At 61.2% G+C, this 24,615-nt stretch carries 22 protein-coding genes and 1 tRNA gene; 20 read left to right on the plus strand and 3 right to left on the minus strand.

The genetic code is table 11. From position 1 onward, the window contains the following. Positions 1-99 precede the first annotated feature (99 nt). From Q0J81_RS01950 to Q0J81_RS01975, 6 genes are all read left to right on the plus strand, one after another. A tRNA-Leu gene (locus tag Q0J81_RS01950) sits at positions 100-184 on the plus strand. A gap of 70 nt (positions 185-254) precedes the next feature. Continuing rightward, positions 255-1,568: a trigger factor gene (tig, locus tag Q0J81_RS01955; RefSeq protein WP_294445735.1), complete on the plus strand. Its 1,314-nt coding sequence runs from the start codon at positions 255-257 to the stop codon at positions 1,566-1,568. A gap of 33 nt (positions 1,569-1,601) precedes the next feature. Then, positions 1,602-2,249: an ATP-dependent Clp protease proteolytic subunit gene (locus tag Q0J81_RS01960; RefSeq protein WP_294445736.1), complete on the plus strand. Its 648-nt coding sequence runs from the start codon at positions 1,602-1,604 to the stop codon at positions 2,247-2,249. Then, the gene (clpX, locus tag Q0J81_RS01965) at positions 2,246-3,481 is read left to right on the plus strand and encodes an ATP-dependent Clp protease ATP-binding subunit ClpX (RefSeq protein WP_294445737.1); all 1,236 of its coding nucleotides are present in this window, start codon (positions 2,246-2,248) and stop codon (positions 3,479-3,481) included. The genes Q0J81_RS01960 and clpX overlap by 4 nt, the downstream gene beginning before the upstream one ends. A gap of 171 nt (positions 3,482-3,652) precedes the next feature. Then, the gene (gene lon / locus Q0J81_RS01970) at positions 3,653-6,088 is read left to right on the plus strand and encodes an endopeptidase La (protein ID WP_294445738.1); all 2,436 of its coding nucleotides are present in this window, start codon (positions 3,653-3,655) and stop codon (positions 6,086-6,088) included. 180 nt (positions 6,089-6,268) lie between these two features. Next, positions 6,269-7,117 (plus strand): aldo/keto reductase, encoded by an 849-nt coding sequence (locus tag Q0J81_RS01975; RefSeq protein ID WP_294445739.1) that lies wholly within the window; start codon positions 6,269-6,271, stop codon positions 7,115-7,117. Here the strand turns inward: Q0J81_RS01975 and Q0J81_RS01980 are convergent. The 3 genes from Q0J81_RS01980 to Q0J81_RS01990 all read right to left on the minus strand — a co-directional run bounded on the left by Q0J81_RS01980 (position 7,105) and on the right by Q0J81_RS01990 (position 11,039). Then, complete coding sequence (locus tag Q0J81_RS01980; RefSeq protein WP_294445740.1) at positions 7,105-8,016, minus strand: AraC family transcriptional regulator; 912 nt, start codon at positions 8,014-8,016, stop codon at positions 7,105-7,107. The genes Q0J81_RS01975 and Q0J81_RS01980 overlap by 13 nt on opposite strands. A 131-nt stretch (positions 8,017-8,147) precedes the next feature. After that, positions 8,148-10,439, minus strand: coding sequence for a heavy metal translocating P-type ATPase (locus Q0J81_RS01985; protein ID WP_294445742.1), 2,292 nt, complete (start codon positions 10,437-10,439; stop codon positions 8,148-8,150). Between the two features lie 390 nt (positions 10,440-10,829). Next, complete coding sequence (locus Q0J81_RS01990) at positions 10,830-11,039, minus strand: heavy metal-associated domain-containing protein (RefSeq protein WP_294445743.1); 210 nt, start codon at positions 11,037-11,039, stop codon at positions 10,830-10,832. Positions 11,040-11,176: 137 nt separating this feature from the next. On the opposite strand from Q0J81_RS01990, the gene Q0J81_RS01995 reads away from it, so the two are divergent. The 14 genes from Q0J81_RS01995 (at position 11,177) to Q0J81_RS02060 (ending at position 24,383) form a co-directional block, all read left to right on the plus strand. Further along, on the plus strand, positions 11,177-11,572 hold the full coding sequence (locus Q0J81_RS01995; protein WP_294445744.1) for a helix-turn-helix domain-containing protein: 396 nt from the start codon (positions 11,177-11,179) through the stop codon (positions 11,570-11,572). A gap of 94 nt (positions 11,573-11,666) precedes the next feature. Further along, a complete protein-coding gene (locus Q0J81_RS02000) occupies positions 11,667-12,722 on the plus strand; it encodes a hemolysin family protein (RefSeq protein WP_294445745.1) in 1,056 nt (351 codons plus the stop codon). Between the two features lie 164 nt (positions 12,723-12,886). After that, positions 12,887-13,297, plus strand: a complete 411-nt coding sequence (locus Q0J81_RS02005; protein WP_294445746.1) for a cytochrome c maturation protein CcmE — start codon at positions 12,887-12,889, stop codon at positions 13,295-13,297. An 84-nt stretch (positions 13,298-13,381) separates the two neighbouring features. Continuing rightward, positions 13,382-15,298 (plus strand): cytochrome c-type biogenesis CcmF C-terminal domain-containing protein, encoded by a 1,917-nt coding sequence (locus Q0J81_RS02010; protein WP_294445747.1) that lies wholly within the window; start codon positions 13,382-13,384, stop codon positions 15,296-15,298. Further along, positions 15,298-15,939: an ABC transporter ATP-binding protein gene (locus Q0J81_RS02015; RefSeq protein ID WP_294445748.1), complete on the plus strand. Its 642-nt coding sequence runs from the start codon at positions 15,298-15,300 to the stop codon at positions 15,937-15,939. Before Q0J81_RS02010 ends, Q0J81_RS02015 begins: the two co-directional genes overlap by 1 nt. Then, complete coding sequence (locus Q0J81_RS02020) at positions 15,936-16,616, plus strand: heme exporter protein CcmB (RefSeq protein ID WP_294445749.1); 681 nt, start codon at positions 15,936-15,938, stop codon at positions 16,614-16,616. Before Q0J81_RS02015 ends, Q0J81_RS02020 begins: the two co-directional genes overlap by 4 nt. Then, a complete protein-coding gene (gene ccsA / locus Q0J81_RS02025) occupies positions 16,616-17,314 on the plus strand; it encodes a cytochrome c biogenesis protein CcsA (RefSeq protein ID WP_294445750.1) in 699 nt (232 codons plus the stop codon). The genes Q0J81_RS02020 and ccsA overlap by 1 nt, the downstream gene beginning before the upstream one ends. A gap of 29 nt (positions 17,315-17,343) precedes the next feature. Further along, positions 17,344-17,478, plus strand: coding sequence for a CcmD family protein (locus Q0J81_RS02030; RefSeq protein ID WP_294445751.1), 135 nt, complete (start codon positions 17,344-17,346; stop codon positions 17,476-17,478). Beyond that, positions 17,471-18,058, plus strand: a complete 588-nt coding sequence (locus tag Q0J81_RS02035) for a hypothetical protein (RefSeq protein ID WP_294445753.1) — start codon at positions 17,471-17,473, stop codon at positions 18,056-18,058. Before Q0J81_RS02030 ends, Q0J81_RS02035 begins: the two co-directional genes overlap by 8 nt. Then, positions 18,055-19,470: a tRNA uridine-5-carboxymethylaminomethyl(34) synthesis GTPase MnmE gene (gene mnmE, locus Q0J81_RS02040; protein WP_294445755.1), complete on the plus strand. Its 1,416-nt coding sequence runs from the start codon at positions 18,055-18,057 to the stop codon at positions 19,468-19,470. Before Q0J81_RS02035 ends, mnmE begins: the two co-directional genes overlap by 4 nt. Positions 19,471-19,816: 346 nt before the next feature. Continuing rightward, complete coding sequence (locus tag Q0J81_RS02045; protein ID WP_294445757.1) at positions 19,817-20,500, plus strand: 3'-5' exonuclease; 684 nt, start codon at positions 19,817-19,819, stop codon at positions 20,498-20,500. Positions 20,501-20,756: 256 nt separating this feature from the next. Then, entirely contained in the window at positions 20,757-22,895 is a 2,139-nt protein-coding gene (gene mutL, locus Q0J81_RS02050) for a DNA mismatch repair endonuclease MutL (RefSeq protein ID WP_294445759.1), read from the plus strand. Positions 22,896-23,435: 540 nt separating this feature from the next. Beyond that, positions 23,436-23,699 (plus strand): RNA-binding protein, encoded by a 264-nt coding sequence (locus Q0J81_RS02055; protein WP_294445761.1) that lies wholly within the window; start codon positions 23,436-23,438, stop codon positions 23,697-23,699. A 195-nt stretch (positions 23,700-23,894) separates the two neighbouring features. Further along, on the plus strand, positions 23,895-24,383 hold the full coding sequence (locus Q0J81_RS02060; protein ID WP_294445762.1) for a glycine zipper 2TM domain-containing protein: 489 nt from the start codon (positions 23,895-23,897) through the stop codon (positions 24,381-24,383). Positions 24,384-24,615: the final 232 nt, after the last annotated feature.

The following is a 24,615-nucleotide window of genomic DNA, read 5'->3' on the forward strand; positions in this document are numbered from 1 at the left end:
GAAAACCTGTGCCGCAGGCCGCCGGGCAAGCGCCGTTCCTCTTGCCTCCGGCGCGAAGCTGTGTTAAATTCATCGCCTTGCAGTATATGGAGCTTTTCTGCGAGAGTGGCGAAACTGGCATACGCACTGGATTTAGGATCCAGCGGAGCAATCCTTGAGAGTTCAAGCCTCTCCTCTCGCACCACTTTTTTTGCGCCATTTCCTCCGTCGGACACGCAAGGTCCGGCGGCTCATTCATAAGGAGTTTTACCGATATGGCTCACAGCATTGAAGTCGTTTCCCCCGTTTCCCGCAAGATCAGCGTGACCGTCCCCGCCGAGGAAGTCAACGCCGCGCTTTCCGCCGCTGCCCGCGAAGTGGGCGCTTCCGTCACGCTGCCCGGATTCCGCAAGGGCAAGGCTCCCGCTTCCGTCATTGAAAAGCGCTTTGCCGGGGAAGTGATTTCCCGTGCCACCGAAACGCTGGTGGAACGCCGCGTAGCCGACATTCTGAAGGAAGAAGACATAAAGCCCCTCTCCCGCCTCGACTACGAAGGCGGCCAGATCACCCGCGGTCAGGACCTGTCCTTCTCCTTCAGCTTTGAAACCCTGCCCGACGACATCAAGCTGCCCGAAGACCTTTCCGCCCTTACCGTGGAAATGGATTCTTCCGAAGCCACGGAAGAAGAAGTGGCCGCCTTCATGAACCGCCTGCTGAAGAGCACCGCCACGCTGGAGGAAGTGAAGGAAGCTCGTCTTCCCGAAAACGGCGACATCGTCACCATTGACGTGGACGGCGACGTGGACGGCAAGAGCGTGCCCGGCATGAAGGTGGAAAACTACAGCATTCAGCTTTCCGAACCCAAGGACGGCAAGGAACTTTCCGAACTCGACAAGATCATCCGCGGCCTGCACGCCGGCGAGGAAGGCACCGGCTCCATGGTCTGCCCCGAAGACCATGTAGACGAGTCTCTTCGCGGCAAGACCGTGAATCTCCGCGTGAAGCTCAACCGGATCAGCCGCGAAATTCTGCCCGAGCTCAATGACGACTACGCCAAGAAGCTCGGCTTTGCCGATCTCGACGGTCTCAAGAAGATGGTTGCCGATCAGGCCAATCACAACAAGCTCACCACCGCCCGCAGCGAAGCCGAACGCAAGCTCATGACCTCCGTGCTCGAAGGTCAGACCTTCCCCCTGCCCGAAGCCGTGGTGAAGGCCCAGCAGGAAGAATACGAAAACGAAGTGCGCGAGTACCTCAGCCAGCAGGGTCTTGAAAAGGAAGCCGTTGACGAGACCGTCAAGAACATGGGCGAAGACAGCCGCAAGCAGGCTGAAGAACGCGCCCGCGTTCAGCTCTTCCTCACCGCGCTCGCCCGCCGCGAAAAGATCGAAGTTTCCGCTCAGGAAGTCGACATGCAGATCATGCAGATGGCCCGTCAGTACGGTCAGGACTTCCACAAGCTGCGCGAGGCTCTGTACCAGAACGGCGCCGTCAACGACATTCAGGACCGCATGGTGAACAGCAAGGCCATGAACCTCATGTTCGACAAGGCCCAGAAGGTCGCTCCCGCCGAAGCCAAGGCCGAATAAAGAATCAGGAACAAGGAACGATTCCCCGGCCCCATGGGCTGGGGAATTCCTTTCTTAAGGAGTCCAGACGTGACTATTCCCTTCGTTATCGAATCCACCGGACGCGGAGAACGTTCCTACGACATATACTCCCGTCTGCTCAAGGACCGCATCGTGCTTCTGTGCGATGAGGTCAACGATGCCACGGCGTCTCTCATCTGCGCCCAGCTTCTGTTTCTGGAGTCGCAGGACCCCGAGAAGGAAATCAGCCTTTACATCAACAGTCCCGGCGGGTCGGTCACTGCGGGCATGGCCATTTACGACACCATGCAGTTCATCGCTCCTCCCGTGGCCACCATGTGCATAGGCCAGGCCGCCAGCATGGGCGCCTTTCTTCTGGCCGGCGGCGCCAAGGGCATGCGCTACAGCCTGCCCAACAGCCGCATCATGATCCATCAGCCCTCCGCCGGCGTGCAGGGCCAGATCACCGACATGGACATACACGTGCGCGAAGGCATTCGGCTCAAGAAGAATCTTAACCGCATTCTTGCCGAAAACACCGGCAATACCCTTGCCCGCGTGTCCGCAGCCACCGAGCGCGACAACTTCATGTCCGCCGAAGAAGCCCTCAAGTTCGGTCTTATCGACCGCATCCTCAGTTCCCGCCACGATGTGGCGGCCCTTGCAGGACAAAAGGCATGAGCGACGAAGAAAAGGAACTCCACTGCTCCTTCTGCGGCAAGAGCAGCTCTCAGGCCCGCCATTTCGTGATGCAGGGCGACGTGTGCATCTGTGATGCGTGCGTGGCCGCCTGCTCCCGCATCATGGCGGAAGAGGACGCCGAGGAAGAGCAGAAGAACGCCCCCGGCGAGCTGCTCACCCCGCAGCAGATCAAGGCGCGCCTCGACGACTACGTCATCGGTCAGGAGCGCGCCAAGAAAATTCTTTCCGTGGCCGTGCACAACCATTACAAACGGGTGTTTCACGCCGGAGCCATCGAAGGCGTGGAGCTCGAAAAGAGCAACATCCTGCTGCTCGGCCCCTCGGGCAGCGGCAAGACGCTGCTTGCCCGTACGCTGGCGCGCATTCTCAAGGTCCCCTTCGCCATAGCCGACGCCACCACGCTCACCGAGGCCGGCTATGTGGGCGAAGACGTGGAAAACATTCTCGTCCAGCTTCTGCAGAACGCCGACTACGACCTTGACGCCGCGTGCAAGGGCATTATCTATATCGACGAAATCGACAAGATTTCCCGCAAGGCCGATGGTCCGTCCATCACCCGCGACGTTTCGGGCGAGGGCGTGCAGCAGGCTCTTTTGAAAATCATCGAAGGCACCGTGGCCAACATCCCGCCCAAGGGCGGACGCAAGCACCCGCAGCAGGAGTTCATCCGCATGGATACCTCGAACATCCTGTTCATCATGGGCGGCGCGTTCATCGGGCTGGAAAAGCTGGTGGAATCGCGTTCGCGCGGCACCAGCATGGGCTTTGGAGCGCACATCGAAAAGAAGACCGAACACCGCATAGGCGAGCTGCTCGACAGGGTGCTTCCCTCCGACCTCGTGCAGTTCGGGCTCATTCCCGAATTCATCGGTCGCATTCCGGTGATCACCCATGTGGAAGAGCTCGACGTGGACGATCTTCTGCGCGTCATGACCGAACCGAAAAACGCACTGGTCAAGCAGTACCAGAAGCTCTTCGAGCTCGACGGCGTGACGCTCACCTTCGAGGACGACGCGCTGCGGGCCGTAGCGGAAAAGGCGCTGGACAACAAGACCGGCGCCCGCGGCCTTCGCAACGTACTGGAAAACGTGATGCTCGACATCATGTATGAACTCCCCACCCTCAAGGACGTCACCGAGTGCATCATCACCCGCGGCGTCATCGAGGGGAAGGACAAGCCCGTTCTGAAGAGTTCCGCAGAAAGCCGGTAACGGCTCGCGGGGCGCTTCAACCGGCGCGCTCAGGCGCAGCAGCAGCCTGCCTGACGCGCGACACGGGATAAACTTTCTCCGGGGGCATCCCCGGTCCCATGGTCTTGCGTTCCTGCCCGGCCTCCATGCCGGACAGGAACGCAATTCCGTAACGGGAATACGAGGTTCCTTATGGCTGAACAGACTCCGCTGGAATTGCCCATAATCACTCTTCGTGAAGTGGTGATGTTTCCGCACGCCGTCATGACGTTCCATGTCGGGCGTTCGGCTTCGGTAAGCGCCATCAACAGCGCCGTCACCGAATACGACAAACAGATATTTCTGGTAGCGCAGACCAGCTCCGCCATCGAACGGCCCGGTCCCGAAGACCTGTTCCGCATAGGTGTGGTCAGCCGCGTTCTGCGCGCCGACCGTCTTCAGGACAACACCATCAAGCTCGTGTGCGAGGGCCTGTACCGCGCCTCGTGGCTGCCTCTGAACGCAAGCTCCACCTTCGGCGACAGAGCCTTTCCGCGCCTGCGCACCGTGCGCGTGGAAGAAACGCTGAACCGGGACGACGAACTTCCCGCCGTGGTGGAAGCCCTGCAGGAATCCCTTTCGGAAGCCTGCCGTCAGAACCGCCGCATCACGCCCGAACAGCTTGCGGCCTTCGCCCTCATTGAAGACCCCGGCACGCTGGCCGACGCCGTGGCGCCCTGCCTCAGGGCGGACTACCTGCACAAACAGGCCATTCTGGAAACGCTGGATCAGGGGCAGAGACTGCGTCAGGTCTACGAATCCCTCGGCGGAGAGCTCATCTCCTCCAGCATCGACAAGACCATCAAGAGCCGCGTCAAGGCGCAGATGGAGCAGAACCAGAAGGAATACTACCTGACCGAGCAGCTCAAGGCCATCAACAAGGAGCTCGGGCACGACGACATTCAGGCCGAGATTCTCGAACTTGAGGAACAGCTCAAGGCCAAGAACATGCCCGAGGAAGCCCGCGAACGTGCTCTTCGCGAAGTGCGCAAACTCCGCCAGATGCCTCCCGCCTCCTCGGAATACGTAGTGGCCAGAAACTACGTCGACTGGATCATCGACCTGCCGTGGAACGAGCTCAAGAAGATAGACATTGATCTTGCCAAAGCCAGAGAAGTGCTCGACGGAGGTCACTACGGCCTTGAAAAGGCCAAGACCCGCATTCTCGAATACCTTGCCGTGCAGAAGCTCTCAGGATCCCTCAAAGGGCCCATTCTCTGCCTGGTGGGGCCTCCCGGCGTGGGCAAGACTTCGCTCGCCAAGTCCATAGCCGAGGCCACGGGCCGCGAGTTCGTACGCATTTCCCTCGGCGGCGTTCGTGACGAGGCCGAAATCCGCGGACATCGCCGCACCTACATCGGCGCTCTGCCCGGCAAGATCATCATGGCGCTGAAGAGGGCCAAGTCCAACAACCCGCTCTTCTGCCTCGACGAAATCGACAAGATGACCGTGGACTTCCGCGGCGATCCGGCCTCCGCGCTTCTCGAAGTGCTGGATCCGGAACAGAACAGCGCGTTCAACGATCATTACCTCGACATGGATTACGACCTCTCCCAGGTGTTCTTCATCACCACGGCCAATTCCATGCAGAGCATCCCCGCGCCGCTTCTCGACCGCATGGAAGTGCTCGAGCTCTCAAGCTACCTTGAAGGCGAAAAGGTGCACATCGCCCGGGAATTCCTGCTTCCCCGACAGTGGAAGCTGCACGGACTTCGCGCCGAGAACATGAACCTCACGGACGAAGCGCTTCTGGAAATCATCCGCTCCTATACCCGCGAATCCGGAGTGCGCAATCTGGAGAGGCAGATAGCCTCCCTGTGCCGCAAGACGGCCATCCGCCTTGTGGACGCAGGCGACACGAACCTTTGCGTGACCATTGCGGAAAATGACCTTGAGGACTTCCTCGGCGTCAAGAAGTACCGCTACGACGAAAAGGAAAACGCGCCGCAGGTCGGCGTGGTGGCGGGCCTGGCCTACACCGGAGCAGGCGGCGACATTCTGTACATTGAAACCGTGATCATGCCCGGCAACGGCAAGGTGCAGGTCACGGGCAAGCTCGGCGACGTCATGAAGGAATCCGCTCATGCGGCTTTCTCCTACATCCGTTCCCGTTCCAGTCAGCTCGGCCTGCGTCCCGACTTCTACAAGGACATCGACATTCATGTGCACGTGCCCGAAGGCGCGGTACCCAAGGACGGCCCGTCGGCAGGCATCACGCTGGCCACGGCCATAGCCTCCGCGCTGCTCGGCATTCCCGTGCACGACGATGTGTGCATGACCGGCGAAATCACCCTGCGCGGTCGCGTGCTTCCCATCGGGGGTCTGCGGGAAAAACTGCTTGCCGCAAGCCGTTCCGGCATGAAGACCGTGCTCGTTCCCGCCGACAACGAAAAGGACCTCAAGGAAGTGCCCGAAGAGATTCGCAAGACGCTCGACATCCACTTCGTGCGCGACGCCGACGAAGTGCTGCCTCTTGCGCTCATGGCTGCCAGAGAGGAAATTTTCTCCGGCGAGGCCTCCCATGCCCTGACACACTCTCTGCGTGCTCACCGCACGCTCGGTCAGGATCTCGGCGGCGCGGTGCTGTAGCGCTTCCGCTCCTCTGACTTCAGGCCCGTCCGGCTTTTGCCGGGCGGGCTTTTTTTCGGCAGAAAAAGGCAAGCAAGCGACAGGAAAAGGCATGTACCCGACAACGCCAACCCCCTATATCTTGTCATGGGCCACAGCCGGAAACACTCCCGCCGGCCATAAGAACAACGGAGGTCATCCATGAAGGAAATCACCCTGAACTGCGGCGTTTCCATGCCCATGCTGGGATTCGGCGTCTATCAGATAAGCGCAGATATGTGCGAAGGCTGCGTATCGGCCGCTCTTGCAGCCGGCTATCGCCACATCGACACCGCAGCCGCCTACATCAACGAAGAGGCCGTGGGAAAGGCCATGAAGCAAAGCGGCATTGCGCGCGAAGACATTTTTCTCACCACCAAGCTGTGGCTTCAGAACACGGGCTATGAAGAAACAAAGGCGGCCTTTGCCGCATCCCTCAGGCGTCTCGACACAAGCTACGTGGATCTCTACCTCATCCATCAGCCATTCGGCGACGTATACGGTTCCTGGCGCGCCATGGAAGATCTGCATGAAGAAGGGAAAATCCGCGCCATAGGCGTAAGCAACTTCCCGCCCGACCGTCTTGTCGATCTCATCATTCACAGCAGAATCGCGCCCGCCGTGAATCAGGTGGAAACGCATCCCTTCTGTCAGCAGCGTGAGGCCATGGCCGTCATGGAAGCATACGGCGTGCGCATGGAGTCGTGGGGGCCTTTTGCCGAGGGGCGGAACAACCTCTTCCACAATCCCGTGCTGCTCGCCGTGGCGGAAAAGCACGACAGAACCGTGGCACAGGTGGTGCTGCGCTGGCTGAATCAGCGCAACGTCATTGCCATTCCCAAAAGCGTGCATCCGGAACGCATGATCGAAAACTTCGCCATTTTCGACTTTGCGCTCGATGATGAGGACATGGCGCGCATTGCCGCGCTCGACACGGGAAAAAGTGTGTTCTTCGATCACAGAGACCCGGCCGTGGTCAAAATGCTCTGCGCCATCCGCTACGACATCTGACGTCTTCCGGCTCTCTTCCGGCGTCCCTCCTCAGCATCGCGCCCCGGCGGAAGCCCGAACAGGCGCCGGTATTCACGGCTGAACTGCGATACGCTCTCATACCCTACGGAAAATCCCGCCGAGGCGGCATCGCACGCCTCCAGCACCATGAGCCTGCGAGCCTCCATGAGCCGCAGCCTTTTCTGATACTGGAGAGGACTCATGGCCGTCATGGCCCGGAAATGATGGTGCAGAGTGGAAACGCCCATGCCTACCTGCCGGGCCAGCACCTCCACGTTCAGGCGAAGACGAAAGTGCTCCCTTATCCACGCGGCGGCCTCCGCCACCTGACGACCGGAAGTCCCCTCCCTGCAAAGTCCGGCAAGCCACGGTCCTGCCGGGGAAAGCAGCGCCCTGTAATGGATTTCCCGCACGATGAGCGGCAAAAGATACGGAGCATCATGCGGACAGTCCAGCAGGCGAACCAGCCGGATGAAGGCATCGACAAGCGCATTGTCGGCATGGATCAGGGCCACGGCCCTCGTCTCCTCCCGAGACGGGACCGTCATTCCTCCCTTGTCTGCAAGCTCTGAGAGCACGGCCGGATCGAGCCTGAGCGACACGCCGAGATACGGATCGTCAGCCGACGCCTCGCTTACATAAAAAAGGGCGGGCATATCCATGCCGACCAGAAGACAGTCGCCCGGACCGTAGTCGTATTCCTCCGCTCCCACGGCGGAATGCTTTCTGCCTCCTGCCAGAAGCGCGATAACGGGCGTATACAGACAGGCTTCCGGTCTGTTGGCCTGGCTGCGCCGTCCTATGCGTACGCCGGTCAAACCGGCATCCATCATGACATCGTCCGGCAGACGACGCAAAAGCAGCTCCCTGAGTTCCGACAGGCCGGATGAAATGTCCATGCGTCACCTCCGCTGTTCGTCATGATACGACACAGAGCCCGGAAAATACACAGCTTCAGAAAGCACAAAACAGACACGAAAAGGCCCCCGGCAGACGACGGTCGGGGCCTTTTCGGAATAAGCGCATGACTTCAGCGGAAGTTTCTCAGACGCAGGGCGTTGAGCACCACGGACACGGACGAAAGGGACATGGCCGCACCCGCCAGCATGGGCGACATGGAGGGGCCGCCGAACAGAAGCAGCACGCCTGCGGCCACGGGCACGAGCAGCACGTTGTAGCCGAAGGCCCAGAACAGACTGAGGCGTATGTTCGAAAGCGTGGCTCGACCGAGAGCGAGCGCCGTCTTCACGCCGGGCAGACCGCGCAGAAGCACCACGTCGCCGGCTTCCATGGCCACGTCGATGCCGGAACCCATGGCCATGCCCACGTCGGCGCGGGCAAGGGCCGGGGCGTCGTTGATGCCGTCGCCCACCATGCCCACGCGCCTGCCTTCGACCTGAAGACGGGAAATGACCTGCTCCTTGCCGTCGGGCCGCACGCCGGCCACCACGTCGTCGATGCCTGCCCTTGCCGCCACGGCACGCGCGGTACGCTCATTGTCGCCGCTCAGCATCATGACGCGGCAGCCCATGACCCGCAGGTCGCGAATGACGCCGGGCGTTTCCTCACGCAGCGGATCGGCCACGCCCATCACGGCCAGAAGCTTTCCGTCCGAAGCAAGCAGAAGCGGCGTCTGCCCCTCGTCGGCAAGACTCGTGACAAGCTTCTTCTGGTCTTCGGAAAGAGCGACGCCGTGCTCGGACAGCAGCCTTTCGTTGCCGAGCAGAAGTTCCCGTCCGTCCACGCGTCCGGTCACGCCCGCGCCGCCCACGGCGAGAAAGCCGTCCACGGACATTGCGGCAAGACCGCGATCCTTTGCCTCCTGCGTCACGGCCAGCGCGAGCGGATGCTCGGACACGGCCTCCAGCGAAGCGGCCAGCGTGAGCGCCTCGTTTTCATCCATGGCTTCCGCGTGCAGGCTCACCAGGCGGGGGCTGCCTTCGGTAAGCGTGCCCGTCTTGTCGAACACGATGGTGTCGAGATGTCCCGACGCTTCCAGCGCCGTACCGTTTTTCATGAGCACGCCGAGCTGTGCGCCGCGGCCCGTGGCCACCATGATGGACATGGGCGTGGCAAGACCGAGCGCGCAGGGACAGGCCACCACCAGCACGGCCACAAAGACGCGCAGGGCCTCGCCGAAGGGCAGATTGCCGAGGAAAAGCCACGCAAGGGCGGCCGCCGTGGCCACGGCGATGACGGCGGGCACGAAATACAGACTGATGCGGTCGGCAAGACCGGCTATGGGCGCCTTGGAGCCCTGCGCCTCACGCACGAGATGGATGATGCGCGCAAGAGCCGTATCCGAGCCCACGCGACGGGCTTCCATGACGAAGGATCCGCTGATGTTCAGCGTTCCGGCGTTGACCTCGTCCCCCGAGGCGACGTCCACGGGCATGGATTCGCCCGTAAGACTCGACATGTCGAGAGAAGAGGAACCTTCGGCCACCACGCCGTCCACGGGAATGCGGGAGCCGGGCTTGATGAGCAGTCTGTCGCCGGGCATGACGGAGCTCACGGAAATATCCTTCACGCTCCCGTCGGGCATCATGCGTTCCACACTCTCGGGCGTGAGTTCCATGAGACCGCGGATGGCCTCGGACGTCCTCGTACGGGACACGGCCTCCATGTACTTGCCGAGGGAAATGAGCGCAATGAGCATGCCCGCGGATTCATAGTACAGACCCATGACGGCCTGATGCGCCTCTTCGGGCGTGACCGCCGCGGCTGTCTCCGCCGTGCTCCACAGGCTGTAGAGCAGCGCCGCGCCCGTGCCCATGGCCACAAGGGAATCCATGTTGGGCGCGCCTCGCAGAAGCAGCGGAATGCCGTGCCGGTAGAAGGCCCGGCCGGACCAGACTATGGGCAGCGTAAGAAGAAGCTGGAACAGGGCAAAGATGAGCGGACTTTCGTGCGGCGAAAGCCACGACGGCAGCGGCAGGCCCCAGTGACTGCCCATGGCCACGAACACGAGCGGCACGGCAAAAATGAACTCCGTGACGAGATGGCTGCGACGCTCGGCCAGATCGGCCCGGGTCTTCTTCTGCTCGCTTTCCCACAGATCGTGTTCATCCACGTCCGGGGGCAGATAGGAGGCCTTGAAGCCGAGCCGGTCCACCCTTTCCGTCACCTCTCTGACGAAGGCGTCAAGCCCCTTGTCCAGCGCGCCTTCGGCAGGACGAACCTGAGCCGTGCCGTCGGCAAGGCTCACGCTGGCGCTGTCTATGTCCTCCATCTTGCAGAGGGCCTTCTGCGAACGGGCGGAGCAGGCCCCGCAGGCCATGCCGTCTATACGAAACCTGAGAATCTCGGGATTGTTTTTCATGGGACTTTCTCGCTTGGAAACGTGAGTGCCCGCACCAGCCGAAGGAATGGGCAGACAGGAGGAGATCCGGCGAATGCGGGCAGGAAAAAAGCGATGACAATCAAAAAATCGACGAGCAGCCCGACGATGCGCCTTCGGAAGGCCCGTCCCGGGAACGCCTCAAACGAGGGGGAACATGCGACGACGCGCCCGAATCCGGCGAGCCTCCCGAAAAAGCGCAGCCCGCGCCCGTCACCGTCCCGAGGGGCCGGCGGCACGGCGCAATGCCGGAAAGACGCGCCCCTGCCGGCGCGGCCGCTCAAGGCGTCGGACAAAGGGGCATGGCGTCTTCCGAAAGCCGGTGCTCCGTCCCGCTCCAGGCAGAGACGGAATCCGGCATCATGACAAGATTCAGCGGATGGCGGTGACGTCAAAGCCGAGATCGTCCACGGCCTTTCTGAACGCTTCGTCGGAAACGCCGTCCGCGGCTTCCACCGTGGCGGTCTTGGAGGCAAGATCCACGGTCACGTCGCTGACGCCGGGAATTTCACGCAGAGCCTTGTCCACGTTGGAGGTGCAGTGCCCGCAGCGCATGCCTTCGATGCAGATGACTTTCTTCATGATCATTCTCCTTTCCCTTGCGGGAGACGACGTCCCTTCCGGACATCTTCGTTTGACTTACGTTTCTTTTATAGCTATGAATATTTTATAAGCAAGAACGTACTTTTTTGATATATAGTATCTAAAAGGATACCATTATGAACGACAATGCCTCCTGCTGCTGTTCCCACGCCGCACCGATGCCGGGCGCAGAGCTTCACTGTCCCGTGGAAGCCACGCTCTCCATGATCGGCGGCAAGTACAAGACTCTCATTCTCTGGAAGCTGATTTCCGGCCCCATGCGCTTTTCCGAGCTTCGGCGAGCCGTTCCCGCCGCCACGCCAAAGATGCTGACCCAGCAGCTCAGGGAGCTGGAAAACGACGGTCTCGTGCACCGGGAAATATTTCCCGTCATTCCTCCCCGGGTGGAATACTCGCTCACGGAATTCGGGCGGAGCATACGTCCCGTGCTGGAGTCCATGTACGCGTGGGGCAGCCGCTGCCTTGAGCGCAGAGGGCTCACGGTCAACTGCTCCATGGAACCTCTCCCCTGAGAGCCGTCGCCCGTCAAAGGCCGGCTTCCGCCATTGCCGTGACGGGCTTCTTCGGCTAGAATGACGCAGATTAACCTTCAACCCCGGCCCTGCCATGACCGCCCTCATCATCACCATCGTTCTTGCCCTGTCCATTTCCGCGCTCTGCTCCACCATGGAAGCCATGCTTTATTCCATTCCATGGACCACACTAGAAAAAATGAAGGAATCCGGTTCCCGCTCCGGAAAGATTCTGTACCATATGCGCTCCAACGTGGATCAGCCCATATCGGCCATTCTCACGCTGAACACCATCGCCAACACGGCGGGCGCATCTCTTGCGGGCGCACTGGCCGCCGCGGCGCTCGGGCCGGAAAACACGCCCTACTTCGCCGCGCTTTTCACCGTGCTCGTGCTGCTGTTCGGCGAAATCATCCCCAAGACCCTCGGCGTGTCCTACCCCGGCGCGCTCGGTCGTATCCTTGCGCTTCCGCTTTTCTTCATGACCACGGTGCTGCGCCCTGCCACCTGGCTGTCCGGTCAGATAACGAAGCTCATCACGCCGAAAAAGGCAGGCCCAGAAGCCACGGAAGACGACATCAACGCCATGGCGCGCATCTCCCGTCAGGCAGGCGTCATTCAGAGCTATGAGGAAACCGCCATCCGTAACATCCTTGCGCTGGACCAGAAACGCGTGCACGACGTGATGACGCCGCGCACCGTGGTGTTCTCTCTTTCGGAAAACTGCACCGTGGACGAAGCCCACGCCATTCCCTCCTTCTGGCATTTCAGCCGCATTCCCGTGTACGCCGAGGACAACGAGGACATCGTTGGCATCGTGCTGCGCCGCGACGTGGTACTTCACAGAGACGCCCATGAAGGCAACATGACGCTTGCCCAGATCATGCAGCCCGTGCACTTTGTGCTCGAATCGCTCACGCTCGACAAGGTGCTGGCCGAATTTCTGGAACGCCATCAGCATCTGTTTGCCGTTCTCGACGAGTACGGCGGCCTTGCGGGCGTCATTTCTCTCGAGGACGTGATGGAAGAAATGCTGGGCCGTGAAATCGTCGATGAAAGCGACGTGGCCGCCGACCTCCGCGCCGTGGCCAGAAACCGCCGGGCAAAGACCACGGCTTCCGCGCGAACCGAACACGCCGAGGAAGCCTAAACAGGAACAATTCCTACTTGCATGAAGACATCAAATCTGTCAAAGTTCTCACGGGCGGCATCATGAAAATCATGAAATGGTCCGACCCGTCTCCCCGGTGACGCAAATCACTGAAAACGGCAGCAACCTGACCGATGCTTGACCATCCCTCAGGAGGTAATTCCATGTCGGCAAAGAAGAATCTGTGCATATATCTCACGGCCTTCGTCCTTCTGGCCGGAGGCGTGGGCTTCATGCTGTGGTCGGCCCTTTCCGAGGGCAGCATGTATCATCTGAACGTGGCCGAAGCCGTGGCCATGCCTTCAGAAAAGCTGAAATCCGCAAGGCTGTTCGGCGTGGCTGCCGATGACATCGTCAGGCCGGAAAACGGTCTCGGGGCCGTTTTCACGCTCCGTGATCTGGAAAAGCCGGAACTCGGCATCCGGGTACACTACCGGGGCGCGCTGCCGGATACCTTTGAAAAGGGCGCCGAAGTCATTGTGGAGGGCCGCATGGACGGCAGGGACTTCACGGCGAAGACGCTCATGACCAAGTGCCCTTCCAAATACGAAAAAAGCAATCGGGAACACGCCTGACGGAAAGGGAACGAGCCTTCGGCCGTTCCCTTTCCGTCGTTTCCGAGACCTTTTCGCCTGTCTTTTCCCGTTTCAGGAGCTTCCATGTATCTTGCCGCCTATGTCTGTCTTCTCATTTCACTGTTCGCCGCGCTCGCCGGAGCCGCCATCGGCACGGCGCAGCTTCTTCAGGGCAAGCACTCCGAACTGCGCTGGCTTGAATACGCGCAGGGCGCAGGTTCCCTCTGCCTGCTGATATCTTCCGGCATTCTCATGTACGCCTTCGTGGTCTGCGACTTTTCCGTGGACTACGTGGCAAACTATACCGACATGGCCCTGCCGCTCTTCTATCGCTGTACGGCCTTCTGGGGTGGACATGAAGGCTCCATGCTGTTCTGGGCTCTCATGGTGTCCGTCTGCGGCACGGCATTTCTTTTCACCCGCACCTATCGTTCTCTTTCCGAAGAAACAAGAAGCTGGTTTCTCATATTCTTTCTGACCATCATGGCCTTCTTCGGCCTTCTGCTCTCCACCTGGAGCAATCCCTTCCTCGTGAGCGTTCCCGCGCCTGCCGACGGTCAGGGCCTGAATCCTCTGCTCCAGAATCCCGGCATGATCTTCCATCCGCCGCTGCTCTTTCTCGGCTACGGCGGCTTCGTCATTCCCGGCTGTCTCGCCCTCGCGCAGGCCATGAGCTCGCAGAAAGACCCCATGCACTGGCTCGACGTGGCTCGTCCCTTCACCCTTACCGGCTGGCTCTTTCTCACGGCGGGCATCGTGCTCGGCGGCTGGTGGGCCTACATGGAGCTCGGCTGGGGCGGCTACTGGGCCTGGGATCCGGTCGAAAACGCCTCGATTCTGCCCTGGCTCATCGGTACCGCAGCCCTGCATACCGGCATTGTGGAAACAAAGCGCGGCAAGTTGCACCGGGTCAACATCTTCCTCATGAGCCTCACCACGGTTTCGGCCTTCTTCGCCACCTATCTTGTGCGCGGCGACGTGGTGAACTCCGTGCATGCCTTCGGCGGCAACGGCACGGGCCCTTACCTGCTCTTCTTCGTGCTGGCCTTCCTTGTGATCATCACCTTCATTTCCCTGTCCGCGAAGGAAGAAAGTCCCAGAGAGCTCGGCGGCCTTGAAACCCGCGAAGGCTTCGTGGTCATGACGGTGTGGCTGCTCATGGCCATCGGCCTCGTCATTCTGCTGGCCACGCTCTGGCCGGTCATAAGCAAACTGTGGACCGAACGCCCCGTGGGGCTCGATCAGCACTTCTACAACCGCGTGTGCCTGCCGCTCTTTACCGTCATGCTCGCGCTTCTTCTTGCCTGCCCCTGGCTCAAATGGCAGGGCGGCATGCGCAACTGGCGCAAATTCGTCATTGTTCTCGCCGCGTTCTGCGGCGCGCTCATCGTCTTCTGGCGCGTGGGCATCACGCAGGCTCTGCCGCTCATGAGCGCCTCGCTGAGCGCCGCCCTCATCGTAAGCATGGCGCTCATGCTGGCCGAAAAGTCCACCCGCGCATGGATGCCCTCCCTCATGGCCTGCCTCGTCCACCTGAGCGTGGCGCTCGTCGCTCTCGGCATTTCCTTTTCCGGGCCGTACAAGCAGGAAGTGGAGCTGGAACTTGCCCAGGGCGGAACGGTGCAGGTCGGCCCCTACAGCGTGACGCTTACCAATATGTATGAGGGACGCGGCAACGCCTTCGAATTCATCGAAGCCGAACTCCAGCTCTCCAAAGACGGGGAAGTGGTGGCCACGGTGTCTCCACAGCGCCGTCTGTACGACAAGTTCCAGCGCTACGCCTTTTCCGAGGCCACCACGCACCCCTCGCTCGGCAGCGAGTTCTACGCCACGCTTCTCGGCATGAACGGCACGAAGGCCGTGCTTCGCATGAGCGCCAATCCTCTGGTGAACTGGCTGTGGATAGGCGGCGCGCTCATGAGCCTTGCGCCCTTCCTCGGTCTGCGGCGCAGACGCCGTCCTGAAAGCTCGTCGGACGACGGGGAAGGCTCGGAACGCTGATGGAAGGCGTGCGACCGCTTCTCGAGCTTCAGGGCGTAGCCAAGGCCTTCGGGCCAAGGCTGCTCTTCCGCCGCATCGACGTTGCGCTCATGCCGGGCACGCTCTCGCTTCTGGCCGGAGCCAACGGCGCGGGCAAGTCCACGCTCATGCGCGTCATGGCAGGGCTCACAAAGCCGGATTCCGGCACGGTGCTGCGCCGCGTTCCCGACGAAAGGCTCGGCTACATGGCCCACGCCACCTTTCTTTATCCGGGACTGGAGGCCGAGGAGAATCTTCTGTTCTGGGCCCGCGCAGCCGGACTCGACCATCCCGGAGAACGGGCAAAGAAGGCTCTCGAAACGGTAGGACTTGCCCGTCACGCCCATGAACGGGCGGGCATTTTCTCACGAGGCATGGCGCAGAGGCTCAACCTTGCGAGACTCCTTCTTGCCGAGCCCTCGCTCATTCTTCTGGATGAGCCCGCCACGGGCCTTGACGTGTCGTCGCGCGCCATGCTCATGGAACTCATGCTCAAGGCGCGGAGCCGTGGCGCAGCCATTCTGTGGATAAGTCACGACACGGCCGGAGACTCCCGTCACGCCGACCGCGTGCTCACGCTGGAAAACCGTTCCCTCAGGGAAGAGGCGGGAGGTCTGTCATGATGCGATGTGCGCTTGCCGTATGCGGCAAGGATCTCAAGCTCACGCTCTCCCGCGGTGCGGGGCTCATGCAGGCTCTGCTGCTCGGCCTGCTGCTCGTGTTTCTGTTCAGCCTGTCCCTGAACGCGGGCGACAGGCTCAGTCCTCAGGCAGCGGCCGCCATGTTCTGGCTGGCCTCGGCCTTCTGTCAGGTGCTCATTTTCAACATGCTCTACGCCGTGGAGGAGACGGCGCAGGCAAGGCTCGGCCTTGTGCTTCTGCCCGCTCCCGTGCAGGGCATCTGGCTCGGCAAGGCGATTGCCGGCGCACTGCTCATCATGGCGGCCCAGTGCATCTTTGTGCCCGCCGTCTTTGTGTTCCTCGGGCAGAACCTCGGTGAAGCATGGCCCACGGCCCTTCTCGGCATACTCCTCGGCGATGTGGGCATGGCCGCTTCCGGCTCCCTGCTCGGCGCGCTCTCCACAGGCAGAGGCGGAAGGGAATCGCTTCTGTCCATCGTACTCTTTCCCCTGCTCGTGCCCATGCTTCTCGCCGGCGTGCGCCTCGTGTCCATGGGCATGGACCCCGAGCCCATGCTCGACGACGCCCTGCGCTGGATGGGCCTTGCCGCGGCGTTCGACGGTCTTTTCCTTGCCGCCGGACTTCTCCTCTTCCCCTTTGTCTACAGCGGAGATGACTGATGTTTCGTTCTCGCCTCGCCGTTCTCGCCCTTCTGGGAGGCCTGGCCATGGCCGGCTGCCAGTGGCTCGTCTTTGCGTACGCGCCCGAAGAGCAGGTCATGGGACTTGCCCAGAAAATATTCTACTTTCATCTGCCGCTTGCCTGGTGGGGACTCATCAGCTTCGCACTCTCCTGCGCATCCGGCATTCTGTATCTGAAAAGCCGCGCTCCGAAGTACGATCTTCTCTGTGCCTCGGCCGTGGAAACCGGCATGCTTTTCTGCACTCTCACGCTCGTCACAGGCTCCATCTGGGGACGGCACTCCTGGGGCGTGTGGTGGACATGGGATCCCCGCCTGACCACGGCGCTCATATTGTGGTTCATCTACGCGGGCTTCATGGCCGTGCGCTCCATGCCCATGCCGGAAAGCCGCCGTGCCGCTCTCTCGTCCGTTGTGGCCATTGCGGGCTTTCTCGACGTCCCGCTGGTCTTTCTTTCGGCCAGACTGTGGCGCTCCATCCACCCCGCGGTGTTCGCCTCGGAAGGCGGAGGGCTGGAACCGGAAATGGCCGTGGCCGTCATTGCCTGCGTGGTGAGCTTCGGTCTCGTGTGGCTTGCCATGCTCCTTCTGCGCTACCGGCAGATGCTGCTCGGCCGCAGGCTCGACGTGCTCATGTTCGAGCGCATGATGGCGGAAGACGAAAAGGAACAACACTGATACCACGCCGAAAGGCGAGGAGACATGCCATGACTGCAGTTACCTGGCTCATGGCGGCCAACGCCGCACTCTGGATAGGACTCGGACTCTACGCGGCCTTCCTGGCCGCCTCGCAGAAAAGACTTGAACGCCGTCTTTCCCAGTGGGAGGCCGACCATGACTGATTCCTCCCGCCGCATCGTTCTCGGCGCGCTCTCTCTCGGGCTCGCCGCCATGTTCGTTCTCTCCGTGGTCTGGCGCATGGGTGATCATCCGCTCATCCGGCAGAAGGCTCCTGCCGCCATGCAGAACGCTTCCGGAGGCGATGCCATGCGCAGCATGATGGAACAGGGCGCCGACTCCCCGCAGGGGCAGGCCATCATGTCGCTCATGCAGAAGATGAAGGACAATCCCAACGACGTGGATACCCTTCTGCAGCTCTCAAGCCTGTTTGCCGAACAGGGCAACAACGACGGCGCCATGGACATGGCGCAGCGGGCTCTCGTGGCCGCGCCTTCCGATCACCGTCCGCCCTATCTTCTGGGCGTGCTGCTCTCCCGCGAGGGCAACTGGGCGGAAGCCGCCGCGCAGCTTGAACGCTCCATCTCGCTCAAGGACGACGCCGCCACCCGTTACAGCCTCGCCGTCATCTACCGCTATCATCTGAAGCAGGAAGACAAGGCCCGCGCCAACTACGAAACGGCGGCACGCATCTGCGAGGATCCGTCCCTTGCCTCCATGATCCGGGCGGAGCTCGATAAATGAACGGCGACGAAAAAAACGACGTGACCGACACCATAGCGGCCGTAGCCACGGCTCCCGGAGCCGGCGGCGTAGGCATCATACGCCTTTCCGGCCCAAAGTCTCACGACATTCTGCTGTCCATGTTCCGGTCGTCGAGCCCTTCGTTTCATGACTTTACGCCACGCATGCTGCATCACGGTCACGTGCTCGACGCCGAAGGATGTGAGGCCGACGATGCGCTGGTCGTATTCTTCAGGGCTCCGCATTCCTTTACCGGCGAGGACTGCGCCGAAATTCAGGGTCACGGCGGTCCGGCCGTACTCTCAGCGCTGCTTGAGTCCGCGCTTTCGCGCGGCGCGCGCATGGCGGAACGCGGAGAGTTCACAAGACGCGCCTTTCTGAACGGTCGCATGGATCTCTCCCAGGCCGAAGCCGTGGCCGAGCTCATCGCCGCTCCCTCGAAGGAGGGCGTGCATCTTGCCGCGGCCAAACTGGACGGACTTCTCGGCCGCAGAGTGGAAGAGCTGCGGGAACGGCTGGAATACCTGCGTCAGCGCATCTGCCTTGCCATCGACTTTCCCGACGAAGAAGGCGAATGTCTGCCTCCGCAGGAATTTGACGCCATCACCGAAGAAGTGACCGCCGGCATACGCACCCTTCTTGCGGGTTATGAGCGGGCACGCTGCTGGCGCGAAGGGGCGCTGGTAGTGCTGGCCGGACAGGTGAATGCGGGCAAGTCCAGCCTCATGAACGCCTTTCTCGGTCGCGAGCGGGCCATCGTCACGGAAAAGCCGGGTACCACGCGCGACTATCTGGAAGAAGAAACGTCGCTTTCCGGTCTGCCTGTGCGCCTCGTAGACACTGCGGGTCTTCGCGAGCACAGCGAGGACAGCATAGAACTTGAAGGCATGCGCCGCGGCAAAGAACTCGCCAAAAGCGCACGCTGCGTGCTTGTGGTGCTGGACGGCACACGCATTTCCTCTGCTTCCGGTGACTCTCTTGCCGTCTTTGACGCGGAAGGCAGACTCGTGGAGGAACTCGGGCCGGAACGCTGTCTCGTCGTCTGGAACAAGGCCGACCTTGTCCCGCAGCCCGGAGAGACAACGTCCTTCCACGGCGCGCGTCTCATGAGCGTTTCAGCAAGGCGGGGCGAAGGCATCGACGAGCTTTCCGCCGCCGTGCGCGCGCTCTGTCTCAAGAACGAAACGCCGGAAGAAGGCGACATCGCGCCCAATCTCCGTCAGGCAAACCAGCTTCGCCGCGCCCTGGAAGGGCTGGACGAGCTCAGGCGGGCCATCGCCCTGTCCGTTCCGCCTGATCTTTGCAGCATCCATCTGGAAACGGCCTGCGCACACCTTGCCGACATCACCGGACTGAACAGCACGGAAGACACCCTGAACGCCATTTTCTCGAGCTTCTGCATCGGAAAATGACCAACCGGTCGACGCCTTTCACGCCCTGACGCGCTGCCGAAACTTTTTCGGCAGCGCTTTTTTCATGGGCAACCTCTTCAACTTTTCCCGAAACCGCACGACGCGTTTGGACATTCCGCCGCATTGCCTGTTCACCGGCGCACGTTGTACCCGTCAAAACGCACCGACATGTCCGGCACTTTCCTCCGCCGCTGAAGACTCCAGACGTCGCTTCCGTTCTTCCTTCATCCCTGAATCCTGCCGAACGAGAGCCCTCTTTCCCCTTGCGATCCTTGCCTTGGCCCGGAACAAACGGCTTGCCCGCGACTTCTTTCCGTGCTAGTTCTTGACGGGAAGGTTATCATTCATGTCCGTCACCAACGCGCCAGCACCACGCACTCAGCCCAAGCAGGCTCTCTCGCCTGTCGTTCTTCAGCCGTCCCTGAGCAAGGAAGAAATCAATCTTCTTCCTCTTCGCGCGTGGGAAGGCCCCGTCGTGCTCATACAGACCGAAGATGCGCTTGCCGCCGCGCTGGAAGACATGTGGAAGGAACACGTACTCGGCTTCGATACCGAAACGCGCCCCACCTTCACCAAAGGCAAAACGTGCAGTCCCGCACTCATCCAGCTTGCTACGGCGGACACGGCCTATCTCATCCAGCTTACCCGCATTGCCTTCTGCGACGAGATCGCAGAGCTCCTTGCCTCACCGCGCGTGCTCAAGGTGGGCGTAGCCATTCATGACGACATGAAGGCCCTTGCCCGCATCCATCCCTTTCAGGCCGACGGTGTGGTGGACCTTGCAGCCATGGCCCGGGCCCGCGGCATACAGGCGCAGGGACTGCGCACCCTTTCCGCCAACCTTCTGGGATTCCGCATCAGCAAGAGCGCCCAGTGCTCCAACTGGGAAAACCACGAGCTTACGCCGCAGCAGATAAAATATGCCGCCACCGACGCCTGGGTAGGACGGGAGCTCTATTTCCATATGCTGCGCCAGAGTGCTGGCGTGCCGCGCCCTGTTCGCAGACGAAGCAGGAAAGCTGATTCCTGATCCTTTCTTTCCCCGTCCTTTTCCGCCCCGACCTCAGGACGGAAACACCCACTCGTGTTTTTCCCCAAAATACGCGCTTTGCCGCAGAACATCGCGGCTCCATGACGCCCCTGTTCGAGCCGCACACGGCCTCGACGAAAAAATGCGATCGTCCGAGGGGAAACGCCTGCCGGAGCATCTTCTTGACTTCCTGCAATTTCGCCCGAAAATATCTCCCTGGCACGTTGCCGCGCCGTCACCTCAGCCAGGGAATCCCATGAACGATTCATCAAGAAAAACGATACGTCTTCTTCCCCCAGAACTTTCCAACCAGATCGCCGCGGGAGAAGTGGTGGAGCGACCGGCCAGCGTGGTCAAGGAACTTGTGGAAAACAGCCTCGACGCCGGCGCGACCAGCGTTCTCGTGGAGCTTGAAAACGGTGGACAGACGCTCATCCGCGTGACCGACGACGGCCGGGGCATGCCCGGAGACCAGCTTGAGCTGGCCGTGACCCGTCACGCCACCAGCAAAATCGCCGACATAGGCGATCTCATGAACATTCGCTCCTACGGCTTCCGCGGCGAGGCTCTGCCGAGCATCGCGTCCGTGTCGCGCTTCCGCATGACCTCCGCCCCTCTGGAAGACGACGGCTCCACAGGTGACGCCCACTGCATCAGCGTGCTTTACGGCACCATAAAAGGCGTCGCGCCTGCGGCCCTCAATCACGGCACCATGGTGGAGGTCTCCGAACTTTTCTCCAACGTGCCTGCCCGGCTGAAATTTCTGAAAAGTCCGGCCACGGAACAGAAAAAGACCCAGGAGCTTTTCACGAAAATGGCGCTTGCGAGAACGGACGTCTCCTTCACGCTCAAGGCCGGATCCCGGGAAATCGTGCGCTTTGAGGCCGGGCAGACGCTGGCGCGCCGCATGGCACTGCTCTGGCCGCCCGCCATCGTGGACGCTCTGCGTCCCTTCGACGTCACCACGGGCGGCATGCACCTTCACGGGCTCACTTCCGACCCGCGCTCCTCACAGCCTCGCGCCGACAGAATGCTCTTTTTCGTCAACGGCCGCGCCGTGAACGACCGCCTGCTCATGCGGGCCGTGCGTCAGGTCTATCAGGGCAGGCTCACCAGCCGGGACTACCCGCAGACCGTGCTTTTTCTGGACATGCCGCCGGAAGAAGTGGACGTGAACGTGCATCCCGCCAAAAACGAAGTACGCTTCCGTGACGAACAGGCGGTGTTTTCCGCAGTGCTGCGCGCCGTCGGCAGCGCGCTTGCGGGCGTCCCCCTGCCCTCGGAACGCTTCGCGGAACGCACGGAAAACACGACGGAGCCCGCCGCCTCCTCCCGAAGCGACAGGGCCCGGCCCGTTCACCCGCTCGGATTCTGGGGCGAAGCCGACGCCGTGCGCGTCATGGCAAAGCCCAAAAGTGCCCCGCGCCCCGCGCTCGTGGAGCCTGACGACGACTTTTCCCCGGCAGGTCTGCGCGAACGCGGCATGCCGGAACGCGACTTCTTCACCGGACGGCCAAACCCGGATCATCCGCGCGAAGGATCCGGCCTCGCCATGCATTCTCCCCGCCCCTCGGACATTCCTCCCCTGCCGGATCATGAGCAGACAACCGAGAAAGCCTCAGGCGGCAGGCAGGAAGAAAAGCTCTCCGCCATGCCGGAAGCCTTCTTCCTTTCCGAAGACGACGCGTCGTCTTCGGAAAGCGCCGCACCCGCCGCGGCGGCTTCCGAGGGAACGGACTCACCTCTGTCCTCCGAAGCCGTCCCCGGGCGGCACATCGCTCCCGAGTCCCTCGAGCTTCCCATGCCGGACAGAAAAAACGATGCTCTCGTCGAAGACTCTCCCCTGCGGGGCTTCCGCTATCTCGGACAGGTTGCCAGAACCTATCTCGTGCTCTCGCAGAACGACGACACGCTGCTCCTGCTCGATCAGCACGCCATGCATGAACGCATCTTCTATGAAAAATTCCGCAAGGGCGGTTCGCGCGGCGTGGCTCAGCCTCTTCTCGTGCCGCTCTCCATGGATCTCCATCCCGCGGAAGCGGAAAGGCTGCTGGAACTCAAGGACACGCTGCTTCGTCTCGGCTTTGAAACGTCCTGCCGTGGCGGACGCTGCCTTGTGCAGAGCATTCCCCCGGAAATGGACCGCTCCGAGGCTTCCGCATTTCTGCGCGAGGCGCTTTCCGGCCGCGTGGATGATCTGGAAGGCACCTGGATTCATCATGCCTGCGCCACGGCCATACGCGCGGGGCAGCACCTCACGCGGGACGACGCCATGAATCTCGTGCGGCAGTGGCTGCGTACCGAATCGCCGGATTTCTGCCCGCACGGCCGTCCCTGCGCCGTCACGCTGGAAAAGACGGATCTTGAAAAGCTGTTCAAGCGCAGACAGTCCTGACGATACGGACGAATCCCTGCGGCATCAAAAGGCGGGAGAAGCCGAAACGTCGGCCCTTCCCTGCGACGGCCGCGTTCCCGTGCGGGGCCGTCGCGGAGTCACCCGCTGCCCCGCGTGAGAACTTTTCTCCGTCACGGACAAATGCGCTCATTATGCTCATCTTCACAATCCTTGTTCAAAAAGCATATAACACTATATTAATTATAGATATTTTTAAGTTTTTACATATCTTGGCAAGCCGATGGACGCCCGAAGATTCGTCAGAAGGCCCTCTTTCCTCCGCCATGCCGGAAAAAACGGGCGCTGCAAGGAAAACATACGGCGACTTCCGCTTCTGAAGCGCGGATTTTTCTGCATTTAATGGCAATTCTGCAAGAAATCCCAAAAATTTATGCTGATAAAATGAGAAAAAAATACCAAATACGCATTGACTTGCTTTTCTCCTTGGTGCATAGCTGATAGACAGGAGAGACACTCTGGGCAATCGGTTTGCCGGAGCAGGGTGTGGGTTTTAGATTTCTTTTGTGTGAGGTTTTTCTCATGGCCAAGTCTATTTATGTCGGGAATCTTCCCTGGTCCGCCACCGAAGAGCAGGTTCAGAATCTTTTTGCCGCCTACGGCAACGTGCTCTCCGTGAAACTGGTGAGCGACCGCGAAACGGGGCGTGCCCGTGGTTTTGGTTTTGTCGAGATGGAAGATCCCGCCGCTGCCGCTGCCATTGAAGCTCTGGACAACACCAACTTCGGCGGCCGCACCCTGCGCGTGAACGAAGCGAAGCCCCGTGCTCCCCGCCCCCGCTACTAGTCACTGAGGCTGCCAGGTCAGCCTTTTTCCGCCCCGGCTTGCCGGGGTCTTTTATTTAAGCGCGAAGGCGATGTGAAGCGCATGAGCCAAGCCTTTGCCGGCAAGGCTGCGACGTGTTCTTAACTGGACATTCCCCGCAAGCTGGTTATGATGGAAGCACTCTTGTTTCCACTTCGTCTTTACAGGAGACCCCTTATGCCTTTTCGTAAATCGTCAGCCCTTGCTCTGGCCGCAGTTCTGGCCATTACCCTGCCCGCTCTTCCGGGTTGCGGGCCGCAGCTCGGCGGTTACGACTATAGTGCCGGAGAAGCCCGCCAGTCCTTTACCGTGTACCGTGCCACGGCCACGGAAGTGAGGGAAGTGAACATCAACAGCAACGCCAGTTCCCGGCAGACGGCGGGCGCGCTCGTGGGCGCCATTGCCGGCGGCGTCATCGGCAGCACCATAGGCAGCGGCTCGGGCCGCACGCTGGCCACCGTGGGCGGCGCGCTCTTAGGCGGCGCGGCCGGCGCGGGTGCGGGAAACCTCACGTCTCAGCAGACGGGCCTTCAGATCACCGTGCGCTACGACAACGGCAGCGAAGAAGTCATCGTTCAGGGCAAGGATCCCTACATCACTCCCGGACAGCGCGTGCGCATCGTCGTGGGAGCCAACGGAACCCGTCGCGTCGAGCCTGAATACTGATCCTCCGCAGGATCCATGTTTACCCTTTTCAGCAACACTATCTACTCTGGGAGGACCAGATGCTTGATCCGAAACAGTGCGTTCTTTTCAGCGGCGGCGCGGCCGGCGCGGAACAGTTCTTTGGAGCTCAGGCCGAAGCCTGGGGCATCGAAGAGGTCAACTACAGCTTTGAAGGCCATCAGATAGAGCGCACGCGCGGCGTTCGCGTGCTCACTCAGGACGAACTGGCGCT

This window comes from uncultured Mailhella sp., assembly GCF_944324575.1.
In the GTDB taxonomy this organism is placed as follows: domain Bacteria; phylum Desulfobacterota; class Desulfovibrionia; order Desulfovibrionales; family Desulfovibrionaceae; genus Mailhella.